9 protein-coding genes are annotated in these 23,641 nt (G+C 55.3%); 3 read left to right on the top strand and 6 right to left on the bottom strand.

The window, feature by feature from the left end:
- Positions 1–2: 2 nt before the first annotated feature.
- The 5 genes from KTH_RS11755 to KTH_RS11775 all read right to left on the bottom strand — a co-directional run bounded on the left by KTH_RS11755 (position 3) and on the right by KTH_RS11775 (position 15,693).
- Positions 3–1,274 carry an alpha/beta hydrolase-fold protein gene (locus tag KTH_RS11755; RefSeq protein WP_497618774.1) on the bottom strand — a complete coding sequence of 424 codons (1,272 nt, stop codon included), beginning with the start codon at positions 1,272–1,274 and terminating at the stop codon, positions 3–5.
- A complete protein-coding gene (locus KTH_RS11760) occupies positions 1,271–7,543 on the bottom strand; it encodes a non-ribosomal peptide synthetase (RefSeq protein ID WP_137686288.1) in 6,273 nt (2,090 codons plus the stop codon). The genes KTH_RS11755 and KTH_RS11760 overlap by 4 nt, the downstream gene beginning before the upstream one ends.
- A 61-nt stretch (positions 7,544–7,604) precedes the next feature.
- Complete coding sequence (locus tag KTH_RS11765) at positions 7,605–13,955, bottom strand: SDR family NAD(P)-dependent oxidoreductase (RefSeq protein ID WP_497618777.1); 6,351 nt, start codon at positions 13,953–13,955, stop codon at positions 7,605–7,607.
- Between the two features lie 98 nt (positions 13,956–14,053).
- Positions 14,054–14,449, bottom strand: a complete 396-nt coding sequence (locus KTH_RS11770; protein ID WP_170142477.1) for an ester cyclase — start codon at positions 14,447–14,449, stop codon at positions 14,054–14,056.
- Between the two features lie 176 nt (positions 14,450–14,625).
- Positions 14,626–15,693 carry a class I SAM-dependent methyltransferase gene (locus KTH_RS11775; protein ID WP_497618779.1) on the bottom strand — a complete coding sequence of 356 codons (1,068 nt, stop codon included), beginning with the start codon at positions 15,691–15,693 and terminating at the stop codon, positions 14,626–14,628.
- A gap of 332 nt (positions 15,694–16,025) precedes the next feature.
- Here KTH_RS11775 and KTH_RS11780 point away from each other — a divergent pair, with 332 nt between their 5' ends.
- Genes KTH_RS11780 through KTH_RS11790 form a run of 3 tightly spaced genes read left to right on the top strand, consistent with a single transcriptional unit; the run spans position 16,026 to position 22,511 of the window.
- Complete coding sequence (locus tag KTH_RS11780) at positions 16,026–17,222, top strand: cytochrome P450 (protein ID WP_497618781.1); 1,197 nt, start codon at positions 16,026–16,028, stop codon at positions 17,220–17,222.
- 11 nt (positions 17,223–17,233) lie between these two features.
- Positions 17,234–18,100 carry a thioesterase domain-containing protein gene (locus KTH_RS11785; RefSeq protein WP_497618783.1) on the top strand — a complete coding sequence of 289 codons (867 nt, stop codon included), beginning with the start codon at positions 17,234–17,236 and terminating at the stop codon, positions 18,098–18,100.
- A 13-nt stretch (positions 18,101–18,113) separates the two neighbouring features.
- Entirely contained in the window at positions 18,114–22,511 is a 4,398-nt protein-coding gene (locus KTH_RS11790; RefSeq protein WP_497618785.1) for a beta-ketoacyl synthase N-terminal-like domain-containing protein, read from the top strand.
- Here KTH_RS11790 and KTH_RS11795 read toward each other — a convergent pair.
- The gene (locus KTH_RS11795) at positions 22,447–23,472 is read right to left on the bottom strand and encodes a methyltransferase (protein ID WP_497618787.1); all 1,026 of its coding nucleotides are present in this window, start codon (positions 23,470–23,472) and stop codon (positions 22,447–22,449) included. The genes KTH_RS11790 and KTH_RS11795 overlap by 65 nt on opposite strands.
- Positions 23,473–23,641: the final 169 nt, after the last annotated feature.

Here is a 23,641-nt window from a genome sequence, read left to right on the forward strand (position 1 = left end):
TCTCACCCATTCGCCCCTTTCTCTTCGCCACACTGCGCAAGCGCAAGGAAGCGCTCCACAAAAGAGTAACGCCAGCACACAAAATCATGTCCCCCGTTAAACTCCGCATAGTCAACAGCATAGCCCTGTCGCTGTAAAACATCACGAAACCGCCGGGTGGCCGCCACCGGATCGATCAACACATAGCGATCAAACCGCCCGATTTCCAGAGAAAAGCGCAATGCAACCGGCTCTCGTCGCTCGTATTCAGCGGTGAGCCATTCGCCCTCACGTTGCACATCTCCACCACTGCTCGACCAGAACGTCCCGGATTGGGAAAGGACATTGCTAAAGAGATCGGGCGCATGGAGCCCGGTAAAGGCTGCCGCAACGCCTCCCGCGCTCACTCCACCCACAATAGCACGAGCCGGATCTGAGCTTACTCGATAGTTCTCCCGAATCCAGGGCACAAACTCTTCGCGCAGAAAATCAAGAAAGGGGTAGTGACAGAGCAGCTCCTGTCGCCGCGTGCCATAGTCCATATGACTGAGCAACACAACCATATATGGCGCTATTTTTCCAGCATGAATCAAGTTATCCATCACCGTTGGGACAGACATATAGTTCAGATACATCCAGCCATCGAAGAGCAGCAACAAACCAGGGGGCTCCGTGCTCTCTACAGGTGGCGTGTACACCGCGACATGATATGTGCGCTGCAACCGCTGGGCCGGAAACATCGAGAGTTTGACGGCTCCCCGCGGAACGCCCTTTTGAGGAAGTACCCAGTGTTGCACAGGTGCAGCAGGCAATTCCAGAATCGAGACCTGCATAAAATCCTGTTTGCCGGGCAAACCAAGCGGAGAGCGCATCTGTCGCGGGTTCAGCGGATCGGTGCGGGCGTGCATCATCCGTATCAGCACATCCTGAATCTCACGGCAAGGTGTCAGCGGATCATTCAATGAGAACTGATATGTCGTGCGCAGATCAGCAGGAACACAATATGTTCGGTACCAGAGATCAGTAAAGGGGAGCCGATGCAATTGATTCTCGGCAAAAGCTCCCGGCAGCGCAGGTCCCCCAAGCACAACCACATTACGAGTCTGCCCGTCCACGTCACGCCAGAGAAACGTGACCAACATCTGCGCAGCATCGCCCTCAAGCGGCTCAATCAGTGGTCCCCCTGCCTGCTCTCTCTCTTGCCAGAACGCAGCGAGCGCATCCTGATTGCCTGCCTCAAGCTCCTGCTGAAGCCGCATCAGACGCGGACTGAGCAATAATGCCTGTGTACTCATGCTTCCTCCTTCTGCCTGCTCTGATCAATAAGCTGTGCCAATGCCTCAACTGTACTATTTTCCATGATGAGTGCAAGCGGCAATAAAAGATTGAAGCGATTCTGAATCTCGGTCGCGAGATGCGCAACAAGCAGCGAATGGCCTCCCAGACGGAAAAAGTCGTCATGAACGCCGATCTCATCAATGTTGAGCACCCGGCGCCAGAGTTCAGCAAGTGCCTTCTCGGTCATAGTGCGCGGTGGGCGCTTGCTGGCAGTCAACCGAGCAGACTCGGGCAAGGCAGCACGATCGATCTTCCCATGCGCGTTCAGAGGGAATTCATCGAGCAGAATAAAGGTGGCAGGAACCATATAGTCAGGAAGGCGCTGACGCAGGTACGCCGCCAGTTCATCAGGTGAAGGCGCCGGTCCAGTCGCCACCACATACGCGAAAAGCTGTCCATCCTGAAGCTTTACCTGTGCTACCTGCACTGCTGGATGCCTGGCTAAAAGCGCCTCGATCTCTTCCAACTCGATGCGATAACCGCGCACCTTCACCTGATGGTCAACACGGCCCAGGAACTCAAGCGAGCCGTCAGCCAGATAGCGGACCAGATCCCCGGTTCTATATACCCGCGCGCCTGGCTCCTCGCTAAAGGGATGTGGAAGAAAGCGTTCAGCGGTGAGGTCTGGGCGGTTGTGATAGCCACGTGCCAGCCCAACGCCGCCTATATAGAGCTCTCCCGGAACGCCGATCGGGACAGGCTGCAACCATCGATCCAGAACATAGAGCTCCACATGAGCAATTGGTTTCCCTATATGCATCTTTTGCTGTTCTGGCCCACACTCGGCAACGGTGGCCCAGATTGCGGCCTCAGTTGGACCATAGACATTGTAGAAGCGCCTGAAGCGCCTTCCCTGGCTAAGCGTGCACGCCAGCTCCAGCGGGCAGGCTTCACCACCGACAATGATTGTGTGAACCGTTACCAGCGTGTGTAGTGGCAATGTCCTCAAGGCCGAGGGAGTCAGTGAGATCAGCTCTATTTGCCGCTCAAGCAGATAGCGCCCGAGTTCCTCGCCGACCATCGCCATCTGTGGGGGTGGCAGGTAGAGCGTGCCCCCGGCTAGCAGCGACAGCATCATATCCCAGAGCGAGGCATCAAAACTCAGGCTTGCCCATTGTAAGATACGTGTCCCGGTCTGTACCTGAAAGAGCCGCTTGAGCTCACGCGCCACGTTCAACAGGCCACGATGTATGACCTCAACACCCTTTGGAAGCCCGGTTGAGCCCGAGGTATAAATCACATATGCCAGATTATCTGGCTGGCTCAGATTTGGTGGCGGTTGCTCACTCCACCCCTCAAGCTGCGTCAGAGCATGATCCAGGACAATACAGGGAACAGTCGGCTCTTCTATTGGCTCCTGAGCAAGCAACAGCGAGATGTTCGCATCATGCAACAGAAAAGCCAGGCGCTCAGGCGGATTCGTTGGATCCAGCGGCACGTAGACTCCGCCAGCTTTGAGAATTGCCAGAAAGCTGACAATCGCCGCAAGCGAGCGCCGCATCAGCACCCCGACACCCTTTTCAGGACCGATTCCCTGCGCTCGTAACAACCATGCAAGCTGATTGGCTCGCTGATCCAACTCACGATAGCATAAGGTCTCATTGTCGGTCACCAGAGCAAGCGTCTCAGGCGTGCAGGCAACCTGATGCTCGAAGACCTCATGCACACAGAGATCTTGCGGAAAGGTCGGCTGCATCCTGTTCCACTCGATAAGCATATGCTGCTGTTCTTGCTCGGTCAGAAGAGGAATTTCCGCGAGAGAAAGCTGTGTCTGTGATACAAATGCCTCAAGCATATGCTCGAAATGCCGGGCAAGCCGCTCCATCTTTTCAGGGAGAAACAGATCAGCATTGTATTCAATTGAGCCAACTATTCCCTCCTCGTGCTCCTCACAAGTCACCTGTACGTCTATTTTGGCGCTGCTCTCCTGGGTCGGAAGCGGCTCAACCAGCAATTCAGGGAGCGCAAGCGGCTCCTGTGGCGCATTGAAAAGTTGAAACGCAACCTGACAGAGCGGGTTTCGCTCGCGAGAACGCTGTGGGCACAACACTTCAACCAGGCGCTCAAAAGGCATATCCTGATGCGCATAGGCGTCCAGCGTCACCTGACGCACCCGGCGAAGAAGCTCGTCAACCCGCGGATTCCCGCTGAGATCCGTGCGTATTACCAGCAAATTGACGAACATGCCGATCAGCCCTTCGAGTTCAAACTGCGTACGATTTGCGATCGGCACACCGACAGCAACATCTTCAAGGCCACAATAGCGCATCAGGACCACCTGAAACGCGGCCAGCAGGGTCATAAAAAGCGTGACCTCGTGCTTCTGGCTTAATACCTTTACCTTCTGCACCAGTTCGGGCGAAAGATGTAGCGGCACCTGAGCACCTCGAAAGCGCTCCTGTTGTGGCCTCACAAAATCAGCGGGCAGTTCCAACAGTGGGAGATCAGCCAGTTGACGCGTCCAGTAAGCAAGCAGGCCGGGCGCTTCCTCCTGTTCTCGCTGCCAGCGTGCAAAATCGCGATAACGTACCGGTAAAGGCTCTAGAGAAGCCGCCTCACCCCGCACAAAGGCGCTATAGAACTGCTGTAACTCCCGTTGAAGAATAGCCAGCGACCAGCCATCACAGGCAATATGATGCACGGTAAGAAGCAAAATGTGCTCCTGCCCAGACAGACGAAGCAAGCGAGCACGAAGCAGCAGCCCACCGGTCAAATCAAAAGGTGTCAGTGCCTCCCGCTGGCCCTCCTCGCGGCATCGTTCCACCTGCTCCGCAGGAGTAAGCGAGCTGATATCGATGAACGTCAGCAACGGCTCGTCCGGTACTGGCCTGATCTTCTGGAAGGGCTGCCCGTGTTTGCTGATATAGCAGGTGCGCAGGCTTTCGTGACGCTCTATTAGCGCTTTCAAGCTCCGCTCGAGCACCTCCACATGCAGAGAACCGCGCAAGCGCCACCCCAAAGGGATCAGATAAAACGGGTTGTCTGGTGCCAGTTGTTGCAGAAACCAGAGTCGCTGCTGAGCAAAGGACAGGGGCACAAGCGCATCATCCCGTTCTGAACTGATGATTCGCTTCTTTTCGCTTTCAGTAGCGCATGCCTTTTCTATCCGACGCGCAACGGCTGCAACGGTCGGGGCCTGAAAGAAATCCCGGAGCGGAAACGAGCATTGAAAAATGCGCTCGATTCGCGAGACAACCCGTGTGGCCAGCAATGAATGTCCACCAAGCGCAAAAAAGTTCTCCTCCCTGCCGACATATTCCAGCTCCATAATCTCTCGCCAGATATTCGCTACCAACTCTTCCACCGGGGTGCGAGGACATGCCGACTGCGCGGCCGGCAATGCGGGAAGCGGCAGCGAATGGCGATCAATCTTTCCGCTGGACAGCAAAGGCAAGGCATCCAGCAGCAGGAGATGGGTCGGTATCATATATTCGGGCAGGCGCTCTTTGAGATAGGAGTGCAGCCGAGCAGGCAATTGATCCCGCTCAACGGAAGCGTCAGGAACTACCCAGGCCAGCAGAGCCGTCCCCTTTGAGGCCATTTCACGCACCAGTACGACCGACAGACGCACCGCAGGATGGCTATTGAGTGTCGCTTCGATTTCACCAGGCTCGATCCGATACCCGCGTATTTTCACCTGCTGATCGAGACGCCCCAGATACGAGAGTGTCCCGTCAGCTCGCCAGCAGACCCGATCGCCAGTTCTGTAGAGGCGCTTTCCCGGCCGAAAAGGATCAGGAAGAAAGCGCTCAGCAGTCAGATCAGGACGGCCACAATAGCCTCTTGCCAGCCCATCACCGCCAATATAGAGCTCTCCCGGAACGCCGACAGGTACGGGCTGAAGCTGTCTGTCAAGCACGTAAACATAGGTATTACCGATCGGTCGCCCGATTGGTATATCATCAATCTCTGACGGGTGAATGGGGTGGCAGCAAGCAAACGTCGTGGTCTCTGTGGGCCCATATCCGTTGATGATCCGCGTTTCCGGTGAGAGCACCTCTAGAGCCCGACGAACATGAACATTGGATAGCGCTTCGCCTCCACATACCACCTGCTGCATGCCACGAAAAGCCGTCGGGTCCTCATCCACGATCAGGTTAAACAGAGCAGAGGTAAAAAAGGTGATAGTCACTCCATAGCGGGCGATAGAGGATCGAAGCAGTGCGGGCGTTAAAACTCGCTCTGGCAACAGCACACAACATCCACCATGCAGGAGCGCACCCCAGATCTCGAAGGTTGCCGCGTCAAACGTAATCGAGGAGTGATGGAGGAAGCGTTGATGCTTATCCAGTTGAACATATGTCACCCCGAACAGCAAACGCACTACGCCCCGATGCAGCGCCTCAACACCCTTTGGCTGGCCTGTTGAACCCGATGTATAGATGATATAGGCGAGATCATCAGGGTTATTCTGATTCTCGGGAACTTGTGCGCATTCCGGACCATAGCGCTCAACGCACATATATGGCGGACTTCCAGGAGGCACCTGCGGTTCCAGGTGCTCCTGAGTCAACACAAGCGAGAGCCGGGCATTCTCACACATAAAAGCAAGCCTGCGAGCAGGGAACGATGGGTCAAGCGGCACATAGACCCCACCGGCCTTCAGAATAGCAAGCATCCCGATAATGAATTCGGGCGAGCGCTCCATAAAAAGGCCGACCGTTATTCCCGGGCCAACTCCACGAGCCTGTAACACCAGAGCAAGCGCATTGGAGCGCCTATCAAGCTCACCATACCGAAGAGCTTCCCCCTGATACAACAATGCGACCGCTTCCGGAGCTCGTTGAGCCTGTTCCGCAAAAAGCTGATGAATGCAGCGCGTATGTGGATATGGCACCTGCGTCTGATTCCAGGCTTCAAGCAAACAATAACGCTCATCCTCTCCCAACAGCGAAGACTCGGCAAGAGGCCGCTCGGGGTGCGCGATCAGACCACGTACCAGGTTCTGAAAATGGGCCGCCATCCGAGCAACCATGTCTTCAGAAAAAAGATCGACTTTATATTGCAAGAAACCCTTCAGGCACGTTGGCTGCTCATAAAGCATCAGCGAAAGGTCAAAGAGCCCCTCCTGTGGCGGCAATACAGCATATGATTCCAGGAGCAGACTACCTATCTGACGCTGTACACCGGCCTCACCAAGAAAGAAGGGCGAGAAGCCCTCTCGATCGAGCGAGGTAGATTCCCAGACAAAGGCCGTCCTGAGCAACGGCTGTTGAGCCGCATCACGTCCGGGTTGTAGCTCCTTCACCAGCAACGAAAACGGGTAATCCTGATGTTCAAGCGCGTCCATAACGACCTGTTGCACCCGCTCAAGCAATTGCTGAAAGGTCGGGTTCCCCGAGACGTCAATGCGCAATGGAAGCAGGTTCACGAAGTAACCCGCAACCTTTTCAAACTCCGAACGACTCCGACCGACAGCAGGGCTACCAAGCAGCACATCTTCCTGCTGCGTATAGCGATAGAGCAGCACAACAAAGCAGGCGAGCAGCACGGTATAGGGTGTGACACACTCCTCAAACGCAAGCGCACGAATACCCTGTGTGAGTTCCTCATCAAGAGTGAAGACAAAGGTCGCTCCCTGTTCGGCTCGTCCCGAAGCAGGCAGGCGACTACAGGGAAGGTCAGGAGGAGAAAGCTCACCAGCCAGTTGCCGCATCCAATAAGCCCGAAGCTGCTCGCCACGCGTTCCGGCGATCACTTCCTGTTGCCAGCGAACAAAATCTCGATAGCCAGTCGCCGACATCCCTGGCAGCGCTTGCGTATCATACAGGAGAAAGAGTTCCTGAAGCAACAGGCGCATTGTCAACGAATCACAAATGATATGATGAGCCACAAACAGGAACAATGTATCTTCCTTGTGGCGTTGTAGCAGCAAGACACGAAATGGGCAGCATTCCAGCACAAAGGGTTGAAGAATCGCGGCTCGCGCCATCTCAAGGAGTTCTGCTTCATTTCGGGATGAGTGCAGCGTCAATGGAACCGGTAAAGAGGCATGAACCCGCTGCATTGGCCCTGCCGTGGAGTCTGTAAACGTCGTGCGGAGCACGGGATGACGCCGAACCAGCTCCTCAAGCGCTCGTTTCAAAACAGAAGCATCCACACATGAGCGAATGCGCAAAGTGACATGCACGTTATACACAGAGCTATCGGGATTAAGCCTATAGAGCACCCATAACCCCTGCTGCCCGTAACTCATAGGGTACAGCTCTACTGGTTGAGAACTCACCCGTTTCCTCCCTTCAATTGACGCTGCCCATCCTCACCCCGGCAGCCAAACCACTCATGAACTACCCTTTATCCGTCATCTGAAACGCCTCACGAAGCAGTGCCGCAACCTGTCGAATGGTAGCCTTGCCGAGCAGGTGCTTGACCAGCAAGGAAATGCCCAGGTCGCGCTGAATGCGGTTGCGTAGCTCAACAGCCATCAAAGAATCAAGTCCTTGCTGTAACAGCGGCGTCTGGACAGAGACTCGTTCAATGCCCCGAATCTCGGCAAATTGCGCCTGCAAGTACGCTTCCAGACGGGCCTGCTGTGCGGCAAGGGGCCCCTCACCCCATGAGAACGGCTGTTCCTCTCCCGTCTGTGCCTGACGCACCTCCTCAGGCATCAGGCGTCGCAACAAGGATGCTTCACAGGAAACCGGATAAAACTTTTGCCAGCGCTCCCAATCCATTGCCATGACACAGAGTTGTGGCTTACGCTGCAAAAGCAAGCGCCCGAAGAGCTCCGTTGCCTCATGAGGATCAAGCGGAATCAGGCCACGCCCCTCAAAATGCCGTCCAAGCTCCGGACGTGACGCCAGAAAGCCGATCTCTCCCCATGCGCCCCAGTTGATACAGAGCGAGGGCAAGCCACGCGCCCGCCGATAATGAGCCAATGCATCAAGAAAGCTGTTCGCAGCCACATAGTTTCCTTGTCCCGGAGGAGCAATCAGGGTTGCAGCCGAAGAGAAGAGCACAAAGAAATCCAACGCATGGTGAAGGGTCTGACGGTGGAGATTCCAGGCCCCGCGTACCTTTGGCCTCATCACTGTCTGGAAGCGTCGAGGATTCTGCTGCATCAACATACCATCATCCAGCACCGCCGCAGCATGCAGCACTCCGCGAAGCGGCGGCATCGTGCGTTCAATAGAAGCGAGTTCCCGAGCAAGCTGCTCTTCACAGGAGACATCCACCGCGGCAACCCGCACCTGTACCCCTCGGGCACTCAATGTCTCAAGGAAGCGAGCCACTTCAGCAGAAGGCGCCTTTCTTCCAAGCAACACCAGATGCCGCGCTCCCTGCTCAACCAGCCAGCGGGCCATTGTCAGGCCAATACCTCCCAGGCCGCCAGTGATCAGGTAGCTTGCCTGAGCCCGCACGATGACCGGAATCGAGACAACGTGTTTCGGCCGCGCCTTCTGCGGCTGATGCGTCAATACAATCTTTCCGATATGTTTTGCCTGGGCCATATAGCGAAATGCATCTTCTGCATCCGAGAGTGCGAAAGAGCGATAGGGCAGCGGCGTAATCTGGCCCTCATCCAGCTTGCGCCCGATCGCGGCAAGCAGGCCACCAATCAGCCCGGGGCGTCCCTTGATCAGCTTATCAAGATCGATTGCATGATAGGCAAGGTTATTGCGGAACGGAGCCAGCGATAGCTGACTGCCCTGATAAATGTCGCGTTTGCCCAGCTCGAGAAAGCGCCCGCAGAGCCGCAGCACCGAAAGTCCTTTCTGGATATATGCTCCCGCAAGCGCATTCAGGACAAGGTCTACCCCTTCGCCGTTCGTCAGCCGCATCACCTCTTCGGCAAATTCAAGCGAACGTGAATCCATGACATGCTGTACACCAAGCGATTGCAGATACGCCCGCTTCTCAGGCGTTCCGGCGGTAGCAAAGATCTCTACTCCGGCCAGCTTCGCTAACTGGACCGCCGCCAGACCAACACCACCCGCTGCCGAATGAATCAGCACTCGCTCACCAGGTTGCATATGCCCAAGCGTATGAAGTGCATAGGAGGCCGTCAGAAAGGCAATCGGGATCGTAACCGCGTCCTCAAAACACAATGGCTCGGGGATGGGTAACACATAACGAACATCAGTTGTGACGTACGCTCCGATCGCATGTGGAGCCAGAGCGATCACCGCAGCACCCACATGTACCGTTTCAATTCCCGGGCCCACAGCTGTAATAATGCCAGCACACTCAATGCCGAGCGGGTCCACCCCCTGCGCAGAGGTCGGCGACATCCCCAGAGCTGACAGCACATCCCTGAAATTGAGCGCTGAAGCATGTACCTGTATCTCGACTTCGCCGGGACCAGGGGCACGTCGCTCCGCCTGCCGAAACCGCAGCGCATCCAGTGAGCCGGGTTGCGTCGTTTCCAGATAGAACTGATCGGGCTCCTCAACGGAGCGCGGCGCCACTACCGGTAGCGCGTCTTCACGTAACAGGCGATGCATGTAGCGCGTTGTGCCTCGCAGCGCCAGTTCTTGATAGGCTTCGCACCGACTTACTTCATCAAGGAGCATAGAGAGCTCTCGCACCGATGGAACAGGGCTGAGATCGAGTATGCTACAACGTATCGTAGGATGCTCATTTCGCAAAACACGACACAGCCCCCAGAGCGGCGCCTGAACACAGTTCACGGTCTTCTGCTCTGCAAGCGCCACCTGAGCCCCACGCGTCACCAGCCAGAGAAAAGGAGGCTCCGGCACTTTCACCAGCGCCTGAACCAGCGCTAACCAGCGCCCACACAGTGTCAGATACTCATCCTCAAGTTGCTCGGCCGGCCTGTCCATCTCGATGCTACCGCCTGCCAGGAAGAGCAGCGTATAGTTTGTCCCAGGAATCTGTGTAAAAAACTGTTCCCAATCCGCTTCGAGAGCCGGATCAAGCTGATAGCGATGCGCATCAAGGCGCTGAAAATTTGCGCCCGGCTGCACTACTATGCAGGCCTGCCCACGCTCTTGCAGAGCCAGTTCAAGCTGTTTCGCCGTTTCATCATCTTCATTCGCGAAAAGGAGCAGCGGAGACAACGTTGCTTCCGTTTGCGCTGATGGCTGCTCTTCCCAACGCAGTTGATACAGGTATTCCTGTTGTGCCTCCTGCTTGCTTCGCCGAAGAAGAACGCCGTTAAGCTCTACCAGAACCTGCCCCTGCGCATCCAGCACAACCACGTCACCAACCAGTAGATCAGCCTCACTATTCTCTTGCAGACGGGCATAGCTCCAATAGCGTTCCGCTTCCAGCGCGGCATACACGCTCATTCGCTTGATATGCACCGGAACATAGGTGTCTCTGGCTCCGATACGTTTCCCATCCAGCATGGCAGGAATCGTCCCGAAAAGCGTCTGCAAGCAGGCATCCAGCCACGCAGGGTGCAGCACATATGTCTGCGTTCCCTGTTTCACCGCTTCGGAAGGCTGAAGCAAAGCCAGTGCCTCACCATCCCCCTTCCATAGCCGCTCCACACCACGAAATGCAGGTCCATAGTTCGCCCGGCGCATCCCCACATCGTGATAGAAGGTCTCGGCGGTGCAGACCTCGCCTGAGCAGCGCTGTTGCAGCTCCAAAAGCGATACTTCAGGAGCCTGGGGAGCGGCTTGCAGCAGGCGTACTATGCCCCGTGCATGCAGGTGGGATTCATCCTCTGTTAGCCGGAACATATGCAGCGTGAAGAGCCCGGGACCATCAGGCGCTAGAATGGTCTGAATCGTCTGCGGCTCGTCATCCGAGAGCGCAAGTGCATTGAGCAACTCAAGGTTCTCAAGAAGAGCGTGACGTGCTCCCGGAATAACGCGGATAGCCTCCAGGGCCAGCTCTATATAAGCCGTAGCAGGGAGAATCATCGTTGTATGAATGCGATGGTCCCGCAGATAGGGAAAGCGCTGGCACGCGAGCCGGGTCAGCAGGAAATGCGTCTCAGGATGCAGCGCGAACGGCCAATGAAGCTGCACGAACGGAAAACGCTGCTGTGCCTCTCCCTCAAGTGAAAGCGGCCTCGCTGAAGCAGGCAACCAGAAACGTTGATGCTGCCAGGGATACAGAGGCAGCGACACACGTTGTCGCGACTGCGGGTACAGACAGCTCCAGTCAGGAGTACATCCCCGCTCATAGAGTCGGCCAAGCGCCTGAAGCAGAGCCAGCGGTTCAGGAGTTTCGCGTTGCAGCGTTCCAACCGCGATCGCTTGCTTGCCTGCTGCCTCAAAGCAGTGGCGCAGGCTTGAAATGAGGATTGGATGCGGGCTCACCTCAAGGAAAATGGTGAACTCCTGCTCAAGCAAGCGCTGCACGGTCTGCGCGAAAAGGACCGGCTCACGAATATTTCGGACCCAGTAGGCCGCATCACAGGGTGCATCCTCATCTGTTGTGACAGTCGAGAACATGGGAATCCGCGTGGGTTGCGGTTGCAGCTCCTTTAAAGCATCGAGCAACGCATCTCGAACGGGATCAATCGCGGGGCTGTGCGAAGCAACGTCGACCCTGACAAATCGACAAAAGATCCCACGCTGCTCGACTATATGCATGATCGCTTCAAGCGCTCCCCGATCTCCCGACAGCACCACAGAACGTGGACCATTACAGGCAGCTAACGATACCTCCTGCTCACGATTTTCGGCAAGCAGGCTTTGCGCTTCGGCAAACGAGAGCTCAACGAAAAGCATCGCCCCATGTTGCCCCAGACCGCGCATCAGTTTGCTACGACAGCAAATGATCCGTGCCGCATCCTCAAGGCTCACAATCCCGGCCACCCATGCCGCCGCCACTTCGCCCATACTATGACCGATGACCGCCTGTGGTTCGATGCCCCATGAGCGCCAGAGGGAAGCCAGCGCCACTTCAAGCGCGAATAATGTCGGTTGAATCACGTCGATACGCTCTAGCAGCGCCGCGCCTTCGTCCGTCGTCAATACCTCTCTCAGAGACCAATCAACATAGGGACGCATTGCCTGCTCACACCGCTGAATCATCTGTTCGAAGTGCTGCTCCTGCCGCAAAAGCTCTCTACCCATACCAGGCCACTGCGAGCCCTGCCCGGGAAAGACGAAAACCACTTTCGGCGCTTGTACGGCAGCAGTCTGAGGCCCGGCCCGTAATTGGTCCAGCAGTTCCGCCCGGGAAGTGCCCGCAAGCGCAAGCCGATACAGATGATGTGCCCGATGAACGCTGGCAGTGTAGCACACATCTGCCAGCGATAACTGCGTTTCGCTCAATAGAGACTCATAGCGTCGAGCAAGCTCTAGAAGCGCCTCCGGACAGTGGGCCGAAAGCGGCAACAGATACGCATCTGGTTCCTCTGCCGCGATAGGAGATGCTTGCTTGGGCGCTTCTTCCAGCACGAGATGGGCATTCGTGCCGCTGATGCCAAAGGAGCTCACACCCGCATAAAGAGGATGCGACTCCCACGGCTGGACCCTTTGCGGCAGGTGGAACGGAACACGTGACCAGGAAATGGCTGGATTGGGCTCATGACAATGCAGAGTCGGCACAATCGTTCGATGTCTGAGACACAGTGCGGTCTTGATAAGGCCCGCGATACCCGCCGCGCCCTCTGTATGGCCGATATTTGTCTTGACCGACCCAACCAAACAAGGAAAATCGGGGGCGCGCCCTTCAGCCAGAATGTCACCTAGCGCCTCAAGCTCCACAGGATCACCCGCGCTGGTTCCTGTTCCATGCACCTCAACATAAGAAACCTGTGAGGGCGCTATACCCGCCTGCCGATAGGCCTTTCGCAAAACGTCGCGTTGCCCGCTCAGGCTCGGTTTCGAGAGTCGGCGCTGCTCTCCTGGCGCACTGCCATCATTGTTGACCGCGCTTCCTCGAATCACCACATAAATCGGATCATGATCAGCCAGCGCTTGTGCCAACGGCTTCAAGACGACCACCCCGACGCCATCGCTACGCACAAAGCCATCTGCTCGTGCATCACCAAACTTGCAACGACCATCCGGGGAAAGCATGCCTGCCTGTGAAAAGCTAATCGATTGAGAGGGCTCCAGCACGAGATTGACGCCACCCGCCAGCGCAACCTGACACTCTCCCGCCTGTAAACTCTGACAGGCCAGGTGCACAGCGACCAGCGAAGACGAACAGGCCGTATCGATAACCATGCTCGGCCCCTGCGCGTTGAGAAAGTGCGACAGCCGCCCGGCTGCAACCGAGCGAACACCGGTCACAACTGCATATGGAGAGATAGACGCAAGATCCCGAAATTGCAGGTCTTCATAGTCGTTTGTCCACATACCAATAAAGACGCCTGTCTGCTTCTCCTGCACGCGGGCCGGGGGAAAACCGGCATCTTCCAGCGCCTCCCAAGCGACCTCTAACAACAGGCGATGTTGTGGGTCCATCCAGGATGCTTCCTGTGGCGGAACCTGGAAAAAGGTCGCGTCAAAGCAGTCTATCTCCTCAAGCATGCCACCATAGCGAGAAATAATCTTGCCGGGAATGCCAGGCCGTTCATCGTAGTATTGATCGAGCGAGAAGCGCTGCGGCGGTATCTCGCTAATCGCATCCCTTCCCTCACGAAGCAACTGCCAGAACGCTTGCAGATTCTGCGCTCCCGGGAAGCGGCAACTCATACCAACAATCGCAATAGGTTCTCGTTTGAGCAGTCCAGGTGAATTGTTGTCACAGGTCAGTGTATCCATTTCTCGTTGACCGGGCGCTGTACCACCGCGCCGTTCTCCTTTCCACCAAACCACGAAGCATACATACAGTCAAATTCGCGAGTACATTGATACAGATCTCAAGATGCGAGGCATCGTACCTGTACGACTTCCCAGACCTCCGCCATCTTTCCCTGTGCTATACGAAAAAGTGCCATTCCTTCAAGCAGAGCCTCGCTTTCGGTCGAAGGCAGGCCCGGCAGCGCGATCCGGGGCTTTCCACGATGGGTCCAATGCACCACGACATTCTCACCTGAAGCAACAATATGCCGCATTTTCACTTCAATGGCAGGAAAAGCTTCCATGAACTGCTCGCCAAGAGCGATGAACTGTTCATATCCATGAATAACATGTGTCCCGGTAGCTTCATGCGCAACAAAATCATCTGTGAACCATTCGTGGGGGTTCTCGATGCGCTCACCACTCCACAAGCCCTCAATGTAGCGCCTGACAAGGGCTATGTGCTTCACTTCCACTGACAACGCAAGCGCTCCTTTCACTCTAACCGCAGCACGCTCTTGTCTAAGAAGATGCATACTGCAATGACATCTTCCATACATTATACTCATTTTTCTCTCGTTTTAGAATTTATATATTTATATTCACAAAGAGTCGCACCTTATGCTGCTAAGCACTAAAGTAGCTCCCGTAGCTATGCCGTGATGTCATAAAAGGCGTTCATTGGCGCTTCAACCGGTAGTCGCCGCAAGTCGCGAAACCCTGCTTTCAGACAAAACTCACGCAATCTAGATTCTGGCAAGCCTAATGTCCCCAGACCTGCCCCCTGAAAAGCGAGTGATGTCGGCATGCAGAAGAGCACGCTGCTACAGTAGAAGAGCGTTCCATGCAGCCCCTTATTCTCCTCCAGCTTGTCCGAGGCGTCCACTTCCGTGCAGATATAGTGCCCGCCGGGAGCAAGCGCTTGCCTGATCGCCTGAAGTAGCTTCAATGGGTCCGGCGCATCGTGAACCATGTTAAATGTGGTGATGATATCGTACTGTTCAGGGAGCCCTTCGGCGGCGTCCAGTTGCACGAAGCGCACACGATCGGCCACACCAGCAGCCCGGGCATCCGCGTTCGCTCGCTCCACATGCGGGGCGAAGATATCATAGCCACAATAGTGCGCTTTTGGATATGCCTGAGCCAGCTTCAACAGCGCTCGCCCCTGTCCACAACCAATATCCGCCATACGCGCACCCTGCATCAGCTTCTCCTGCACAGCGGGCATTGCCGGAATCCATTTTTGTACCAGCAAGTTCTCAAACCAGCTATTGGAGAGTCGTGCCATACCCTCGAACGCGTCAGCACTATACGCCGACATCGGTACGCCTTCCCCGCTTCGGAAGGCAGCCAGCAATTGCCCCAGAGCCGGAAGAGCGCCAAAAGTACCCTGAAGCAGTCCACCAACAAAGAACAGGCCATCCTCCTGAGCAAGTACCGGAACATGAGCCGGAGGCAAACAAAAGCGCTTGCTCGTCGGATCATAGTCCAGATAGCCCGCGCATGCCATCGCGCCGAGCCACTCACGGGCATAGCGCTCACTGATTTGAGCCCGCTCCGCAAGCTCTTCGCTAGTCGCCTCCCCCTGTGCCAGACAGGCAAAAAGGCCAAGACGATCACCAATACAGGCCATTAATGAGGCTAACCACCCTGCAACATCACGCATCACCTTCTCGGAAAAGGCCTTTGTCGCAGCTTGATCTCTATCCTCTACAACCATATTCAACCTCCTTAGATCTGTATTCATGATAATACGCTTCTTCTTCCAGTTCAAGTATTTAAACTTTTGTCCTATTTTTCAAATGAGGCATGCCTATACCAGAATAGAGAGCCTGGCATGAAACATAAGTATAGTTTCTGATTTACCATCAGTCTAATGTCAAACTTCTAAGCAAGCATACTGGCATATGTATAAGAAAAATATCATTTTGAGCCGCAAGTATACTATATCTCAGGATAGGCGAAGTGCGTAAAAATTTTTCTATTCATACTCATACATTCAGCACTGTACAGTTCAAAAACGCTCAAGAAAGGGGTTGTCACATGGAGGAGATGGGAACGCGCGTTCTCCCCAGTCAATTGAAAGATCCATATGGGTGGCTTCAATACATGCGGGAACAGCACCCGCTCTACTACGAACCAGCCACACAGACATGGCACGCCTTCTGCTACCATGATGTGGCTTTTATCCTGACGAAACACGAGGTCTTCTCTACCTTCCCACGCAAAAAAGACAATGAGGATATGGAAGCATTCCTTCAGGCGGTCCTGGTAGCTCTGGAGCCTCCTCGTCACGGCTGGTATCGTTATCCCGTATCGCGTCACTTTACTGTACAGGCACTCGCGCCCCTTGCCGAGAAATTTCGCACGATCACGCAGGAGCTCCTTGACCAGATACGCCCCCGAGGTGAAACAAACTTCCCGCTCGATTTCTCCTATCCTTTGCATGAGCGAGCTGTCATGGCGCTCTTCAACCTCTCTCAAGCCCAATATCGTAAGCTCAAAACCTGGTTGGAGCACCCCCTGATTCTCGATGTCACAAGACCGCCAGAGGAGCGTTTTGTTGTGATGAAAGAGGTTGTTCGCTTCTTTCAGGACGAGGTCTTTCCAAACCAGCCATCGGCGGGGCTGATTCACGAGCTACTCACGGTTGGAGAGAACGGGCGGCATCATAATCTGAACGATGCCGAGACAGCCATTTTTCTTGTCTCCCTGATTCTAGGAGCCATCGAGACAACACCAAGCATGCTGAGCCATGCCGTGTATCTGTGTGATGAGTACCCGGACATCAAGGCTGAGATCCTGCATACTCCTGAGCTGATGAAGAGCTTTCTCGATGAGGTGCTGCGTTTTCGCTCTCCGTTGTGGGGCGTGCGGCGGCAGGCAAAAACCGATATTGTCATCAGGGATCAGCACATTCCAGCCAATAGCAACATCTTTGCCTGGATCGCCTCCGCCAATCACGACGCGGAGGTGTTTTCGCATCCCGATCGCTTCGACATTCACCGCCAGCACAACCCGCATCTTTCCTTCGGACGGGGAATCCACTGGTGTCTGGGGGCCCATATGGCCCGAATGGAAGCCTCTATTGCCTTACCAATGGTCTTCGAGCAGCTTCCAGAGCTACGCCGTGATCGCACCGTCCCGCCAGAATATCTGGCAAGCGACCAGTTTTGCAGTCTTCTTAAGCTCCCGTTTCACTTTTCACCTGTATCACAGCCTTTATACGAAGAGATCAATAATAACTAAAGGGTATATACATGGACGAACGCTCGATTCTGGTTTCACTGCAACGCGGAGATGAAAGCCGCCTGCCCTTTTTCTGTGTCCATCCGGCGGCAGGAAATGTGCTCTGCTACCGTAAACTGGTTCAGTACCTGGACGATACACAGCCATTTTACGGTCTGCAAGTGCCCCATCTCTACGGCGCGAAAGCGCCCTATACCTGCCTCGAAGAGATAGCAACCGCATATCGGCAGGCCATACAGGATCTGCAACCACGCGGGCCTTATCTGCTCGGAGGCTGGTCGATGGGTGGTCTGATCGCTTTCGAGATTGCGATCCAGCTCCAGCAGCTCGGTGAGCCCGTTGAACTCCTCGCACTGTTTGACACCTACCTGCCCGATGGTTCCAACTGGGAAGAGCAAAACAATCCCGCAATGTTGATTCGCTACGCGATGGATATTGCTGGCGTTGATGGTCCAGACGAAGCTGAGCTACAACAAATGAGTGAAGAGGAACAACAGGCGTGGGTCGCTCGTCTGACTGCTCGCCCTGAAATAAGCTGGACCACCGAAGGGGAATCACAGGCATTTGTGCAGAACATTCTCTATCAGAGCTTTCATAATGCCAGAATCGCAGCACAGTATACGCTTCATACGCCTTTCGACGGCACAATAACTCTCTTCCGCACCGCTACCGATGCTCTGCCCCTCTTACAGCAAATGACCAGCACGGAACAGGGCCATGATCTCTCAGTTTCCTGGCGGGAGTTTGCCACAGAAGGTGTCGAGGTACATATGGTGCCGGGTGAGCATGATACGATGCTCAACGAGCCTGCCGTCTGCCATGTGGCCCGCACTTTACAAAGTTGCCTGGACAAAGTGCAGCAGCGGCTCTATTGGTGAGGAGGAATCAATTATGCGACCGGAACCCATTGCGATTATCGGGGTCGGTTGCCGGCTTCCGGGCAACGTCTGTACGCTTGATGATTTCTGGACACTTCTGTGCAGTGGCTCCGATGTGATACGCGATCTGCCTCCCGAGCGCTGGGATACTGCTGCTTACTACCACCCTGAGCCCGACGCCCCTGGCAAAATGTACACCTGTCGTGGGGCCTTTCTGAACCAGATTGACCTGTTTGACGCGGCCTTTTTTGGCATCACCGATGAAGAAGCTGTACAGATAGACCCGCAGCAACGCCTTCTGCTGGAAACGTGCTGGGAAGCAATGGAAGACGCAGGGCTCCTCGCGCGCCAGCTTGCAGGCTCGTCCACAGGCGTGTTTATTGGGATCAGCGCTCACGACTATAGCCGTTTCCTCCAGCAAGACCCGACGCTGATCGATGCCTATTCACAGGCCGGAACAGCGCACAGCTTTGCCTCAAACCGCATCTCAGGCTTTTTCGACCTGCATGGGCCATCTCTCAGCATTGATACCGCCTGCTCGTCTTCTCTGGTTGCCGTCCATCTGGCCTGCGAGAGCCTGCGAAGAGGGGAATGTCAGCTAGCGTTCGCGGGCGGCGTCAACCTGCTGCTTGATCCCATCGCCCAGATTTGCGCCTGTAAAACATCCTGGCTCTCGCCCTCTGCTCACTGTCAGGTTTTCGATGCGGACGCTGACGGCGCGATACGCGGCGAGGGAGCTGGCGTGATCCTGCTCAAGCCTCTTGCCCATGCACTGGCCGATGGAAACCGGATACATGCAATCATCCGGGCGTCAGGAACCAATCAGGATGGACGCAGAACAAGCACGCTAAACCCCACCAGTTCCGCCCAGGAAGCGCTTCTCCGGCGAATCTATCGCGAAGCCGCTATCACGCCCGCACAGGTTCATTATGTCGAAGCCCATGCGACCGGTACCCCTCTTCACGATTCAGCCGAGTGCTACGCATTGGGGACAGCGCTTGGTCTGCATCGGTACGCTGATCTCTGGATTGATTCCGTGAAGGCGGTTATCGGGCATCTCGGTGCGGCAGCAGGCATTGCAGGCCTGCTCAAGACAGTTCTGATCTTGAAACACCGACAGCTTCCCGCCAATCCGCACTTCAAGCAACCGGGTCCCTATATTCCCTTTGCCTCATTTCGTTTGCGCGTCCCCCAACAACTCACACCGCTTGAAGAGGCTCCCCTGCTTGCAGGGGTGAATAGTATCGGCTCTGGTGGAACCAATGCACACGTGCTCCTTGAGGAATTTCAGACCGGACCCGAGCAAAAGACCACGTATACACGCTCCGGCTATCTGCTACCCCTTTCGGCACAGAGCCACGAAGGGCTTGTCGCGCAGGCTCATGCCTACAGGCGTTTCGCGGAAGAGCCAATCTCTTTGCATGATATGTGCTCCAGCGCGCTGTTTCACCGGGACCATTTTTCTCATCGGTTAGCGCTTGTTTTTCAGTCGCAAGAGGAGCTCCGTGAGCAACTGGACGCCTTCTTAACAGGCGATCCCTATCCGCTTGTCGGGCGCCGCCAGGGCATCACCCCGAAGATTGCCTTCGTCTTCTGCGGGATTGGTTCGCAATGGTGGGGTATGGCGCATGCGCTTTTCGAGCAGGAACCTGTATTCCGTGCAGCGATCGAACGCTACGACCCGATCGTTCAACGTCATGCTGGCTGGTCGCTTATGAGAGAACTCCTTGCGGATAGCGAGCACTCACGCATCCACCATGCAGATATTGTTGCTCCGGCGTTTTTCGCCTTTCAGGTCGCCCTCGTCGAGCTCTGGAAGGCCCATGGAGTCGAGCCACAGGCCACCATCGGGCATAGCATGGGAGCGCTTACCGCCGCTCATGTGGCCGGACTATTGACCTTTGAAGAGGCCCTCCATCTGTTCTGCTTTATCCATAAAATCCTCAAGCAAACAGAGAACTGTGGGCGCATGCTCGCGGCCAGTCTCCCGGAGGAACAGGCCCTTGCCCTGCTTGCCGACTGCTCTGACACGATTTCGCTGGCCGCAATCAACTCTCCTCAATCGGTGACTTTATCGGGAGATGCAGCATCCCTGCATCAGATAGCCAGCCAACTTGAGCAACAGGGCATCTTTTGCCGCTATCTCCCGCTGGATTATACTCTGCACTCGCACGCTATGGACCCGCTTCGCGAGGAGTTCATCAACACCTGCCCACAGCTTCCGGCACGATTGGCCCGCCGCTTGTTTGTTTCAACCGTGACGGGAAAAGCGCAACGAGACGGCGACGCAGCTCACTGGTGGAACTGCCTGCATGCGCCTGTCCGCTTTGCCGATGGCGTGCACACGCTTCTTCAGGAGGGCTACAGGGTGTTCCTGGAAATCGGCCCTCACCCTGTCCTCTCCGGCTATCTCTCTGAATGCCTGCAATACCACGACATCCAGGGGCTCATTCTCCCCACTCTTCACCGGAAGGACCCATTGACGCCGCTCCGCACAATGGGAGCGCTTTACGTGCGAGGTTGGCCGCTCCGCTGGAAGAACAGTATGCCTGAAGGGAAGCTTGTGCCACTACCCCATTATCCCTGGCAGCGACGGCGCTACTGGCTCACGCCGCGAACAACCTCATGCACGGTACCTGAAGGCGCCTCTCATCCGCTGTTAGGCCGCCAATTGGCTACCGCGCTGCCTATCTGGGAGACGACGCTTGAAACACAGCTTCCGGGTGGCCTGCTCATGCTGCTGCTTGCGGTCGCGGGTAAGGCGTTTGGCGCTGGACCCATCTCTATCGAGCAATTCATGCAACACGAACTACTCAGAGAAACAGCCTGCCTGCAAATAGCACTCGTACCGCCAGACAACTTTGTGCATCTGTTCTCTCGTCATGAACAGCAGGAATGGAGCCCCTTCGCCAGAGCCCGAATCAGCCAGCCGTCCGCGCAGCCTGCTCCGCTCGATCAGGAGGCGCTGAAACAGCGCTGTTCCTGTATCGTTTCGTCGGTAGAACTTCAATTTCTGCTGTGGAGCCGGGGAATACGTCGATCCCCTGTGTCAATTACTGAGGTTCGCTGCTCAGCCGACAGACGCGTATGGCTTTGCCGCACAGACAACCCTTCTGGATCGCTTGAAAGCGCTCTCCAACAGCTTTTCTCTGTGCTTACGCTCTTCGGGCCAGCACAGCATGATACGCGGCCCTTCATTCCCATAGCGCTGGAACGTCTCAGCCTGTATCAGTCCGGGACGCTCCCCACACGCCTGTATCACCTGATACAGATACAGGAAAAGACACCTGCTTGCTTTACTGTGAATATCACCCTCTTTGATACACAACAAACGACACTGCTCGAAGCTCAGAGGCTTCGCTTACAGGCGCTTCCTGTCCCGCAACAGGAGCTTCCTCTGCACGCCGAAACATGGCACCCCGCAGCGGGATGCAGTTCTTCTCAGACCCTGTCAAACAAGGTCTCTCTGGAAACGCTGTTACAGAGTGCAAGCCAGTATCACAGGCATCGGGAACCCGCCCAACCGTCCATGTCTGCTTTCAGCCTCCAGCCGCATGCAACCTATCTGCTCACGGGAGCATTGGAAAGCATCGGACCGAGTATCGCCGCCTGGCTGATCGCTCGTGGCGCACGGCATCTGACGTTCGCGGCTCCCACTCCTCCTCGACATGTGCTTGAGCTATTACAGGCAAGCAGCGCCCGGTATTGCTTCATCCCGACCGATCTGGCCGCACCTGAAGCGGTCGCCCGGTTACTCAACGAGTTGAAGGACACGCTCCCTCCGTTACGCGGTATCATTCACCTGACTGTAACAACACAGCACTATGCCGACGAAGCCGCGCGGAGAGCCGATCAGCAGGCGCTCTGGAATCTTCATATTCAGACACAATCTCTTCCACTGGACCTGTTCCTGCTCTTTTCCGGCCATCTTCCAGGCGACAGGGCTGAAACAATGTTCCCTTCGCTCCTGGCCGCTCATCGGCGCATGCTCGGCCTGCCTGCACTCTCGTTTTATTGGGGAGAACTGACCCAATCCTCGGAAGATAACACAGCCTGGCAGGTTGCTGAAACACTTCCTTTCGAGCAAGCATTAGCCCGACTTGAGTCCTACCTTCAGGGGCCATATCCACACCTGTTCATTCCAGAACAAACACGGACTCACAAAGAGCAACACACGCGCTTTTTTGCCGTACTGAACAGTGTTCTGGGGATCACCGTTTCGCGTTCTATGCTCCAGCGTTCCGCGACAGAACTGGGGCTCGATTCCCTCAAAGCGCTGCAATTAAGCAGCCAATTGAAGCGCGAGCTCGGTCTTGATATTTCGGTGCTACAGGTGTTACAGGCATCTAATCTTGCTGCCTTGCTGCCTGACATGCAGTCATCTCAAGAATCATCAGAAAGGAGGCTGTAGGAATTGTCTGTACCAGCGAAAAACCAACGGCTTCCGCTAATGCGCTATACTCGGCAACAGTTCGCACACCTGCGCCCTCCACCGCAAGTAACGCCTGCAAGTCCATAAAGGTACCATACGACGAAGCAGCACAGGTGTCGGGCAGGCATTCGATAATCAGCAGCTTGCTCTCCGGCTTGCATGCCTGCCTACAGCTTTTTAGAACCACGATACAGTCGTCATTCGACATATCGTGTAACACCTGTTGCAGAATATAAATATCAGCATCTGCGGGTATTTCTTGCCGCACATCGGCAGCGATACACTGTACGCGTCCCTCTTTGATGTTAGAGGCAAGTATACACGAGGTAGTCGTAAGGACGTCAGGCCGATCAACGCATATTCCCTTAAGATGAGGATATGTCTGTAAAAGAGAGCTCAGCAACATTCCGTGCCCGCAACCTAGATCAACTACCAGTTGAGCATGCGAGAAATCATAAGCCTGCACCAGAGCAGGAGTCAATAATGACGCCAGAGAGGAGAAGAATTGTTCCAGCACTGCATATTTTTCCGGGTTATTATAGATATACTGCCAGAGTTCCTCTTCTTCTACAAGCTGCCAGGCAGAGCCACCGGTCCGCACACTGTGGCTCAGATAGTCCCAGAGTTTCCAGCTCTGTGGAAACGCTACCGCCCGCGCCATAAAATACATTGTCCCTTTTTGTCCGCTACATAAATAGCGCGACATCTCTGTATGGGTGAATTTCTTTGCCTCTACCACATCTTCTCCCGGCACCTCTTCAAAAATTCCTAGAGATGCAAGGGCACGTAACAGACGATAGAGCGACAATGCATGGGTACCGGTGATTGTTGCCAGTTCACTCACTGTCCTGGGGCCTTCCGCCACAAGATCCGGGATACCAAACTCGACGGCGGTAGCAATCGCTCGCGTTTTCCACATCCCACATAACAATTCAAACATATCCCACGGGGCCGCTGATATACGCTGTCCTCTCTCCTCCATTTACTTCCCCTTTTCATGCATTATGAAGAACCGATCATCGTCATTTAGTACCTTATGACTTCCTCACTCCACATCATCAGTATCTCTACTTTCAGTATACTGAACTATGCAACTTTTTCCATGAAGC

The organism is Thermosporothrix sp. COM3 (assembly GCF_059696735.1).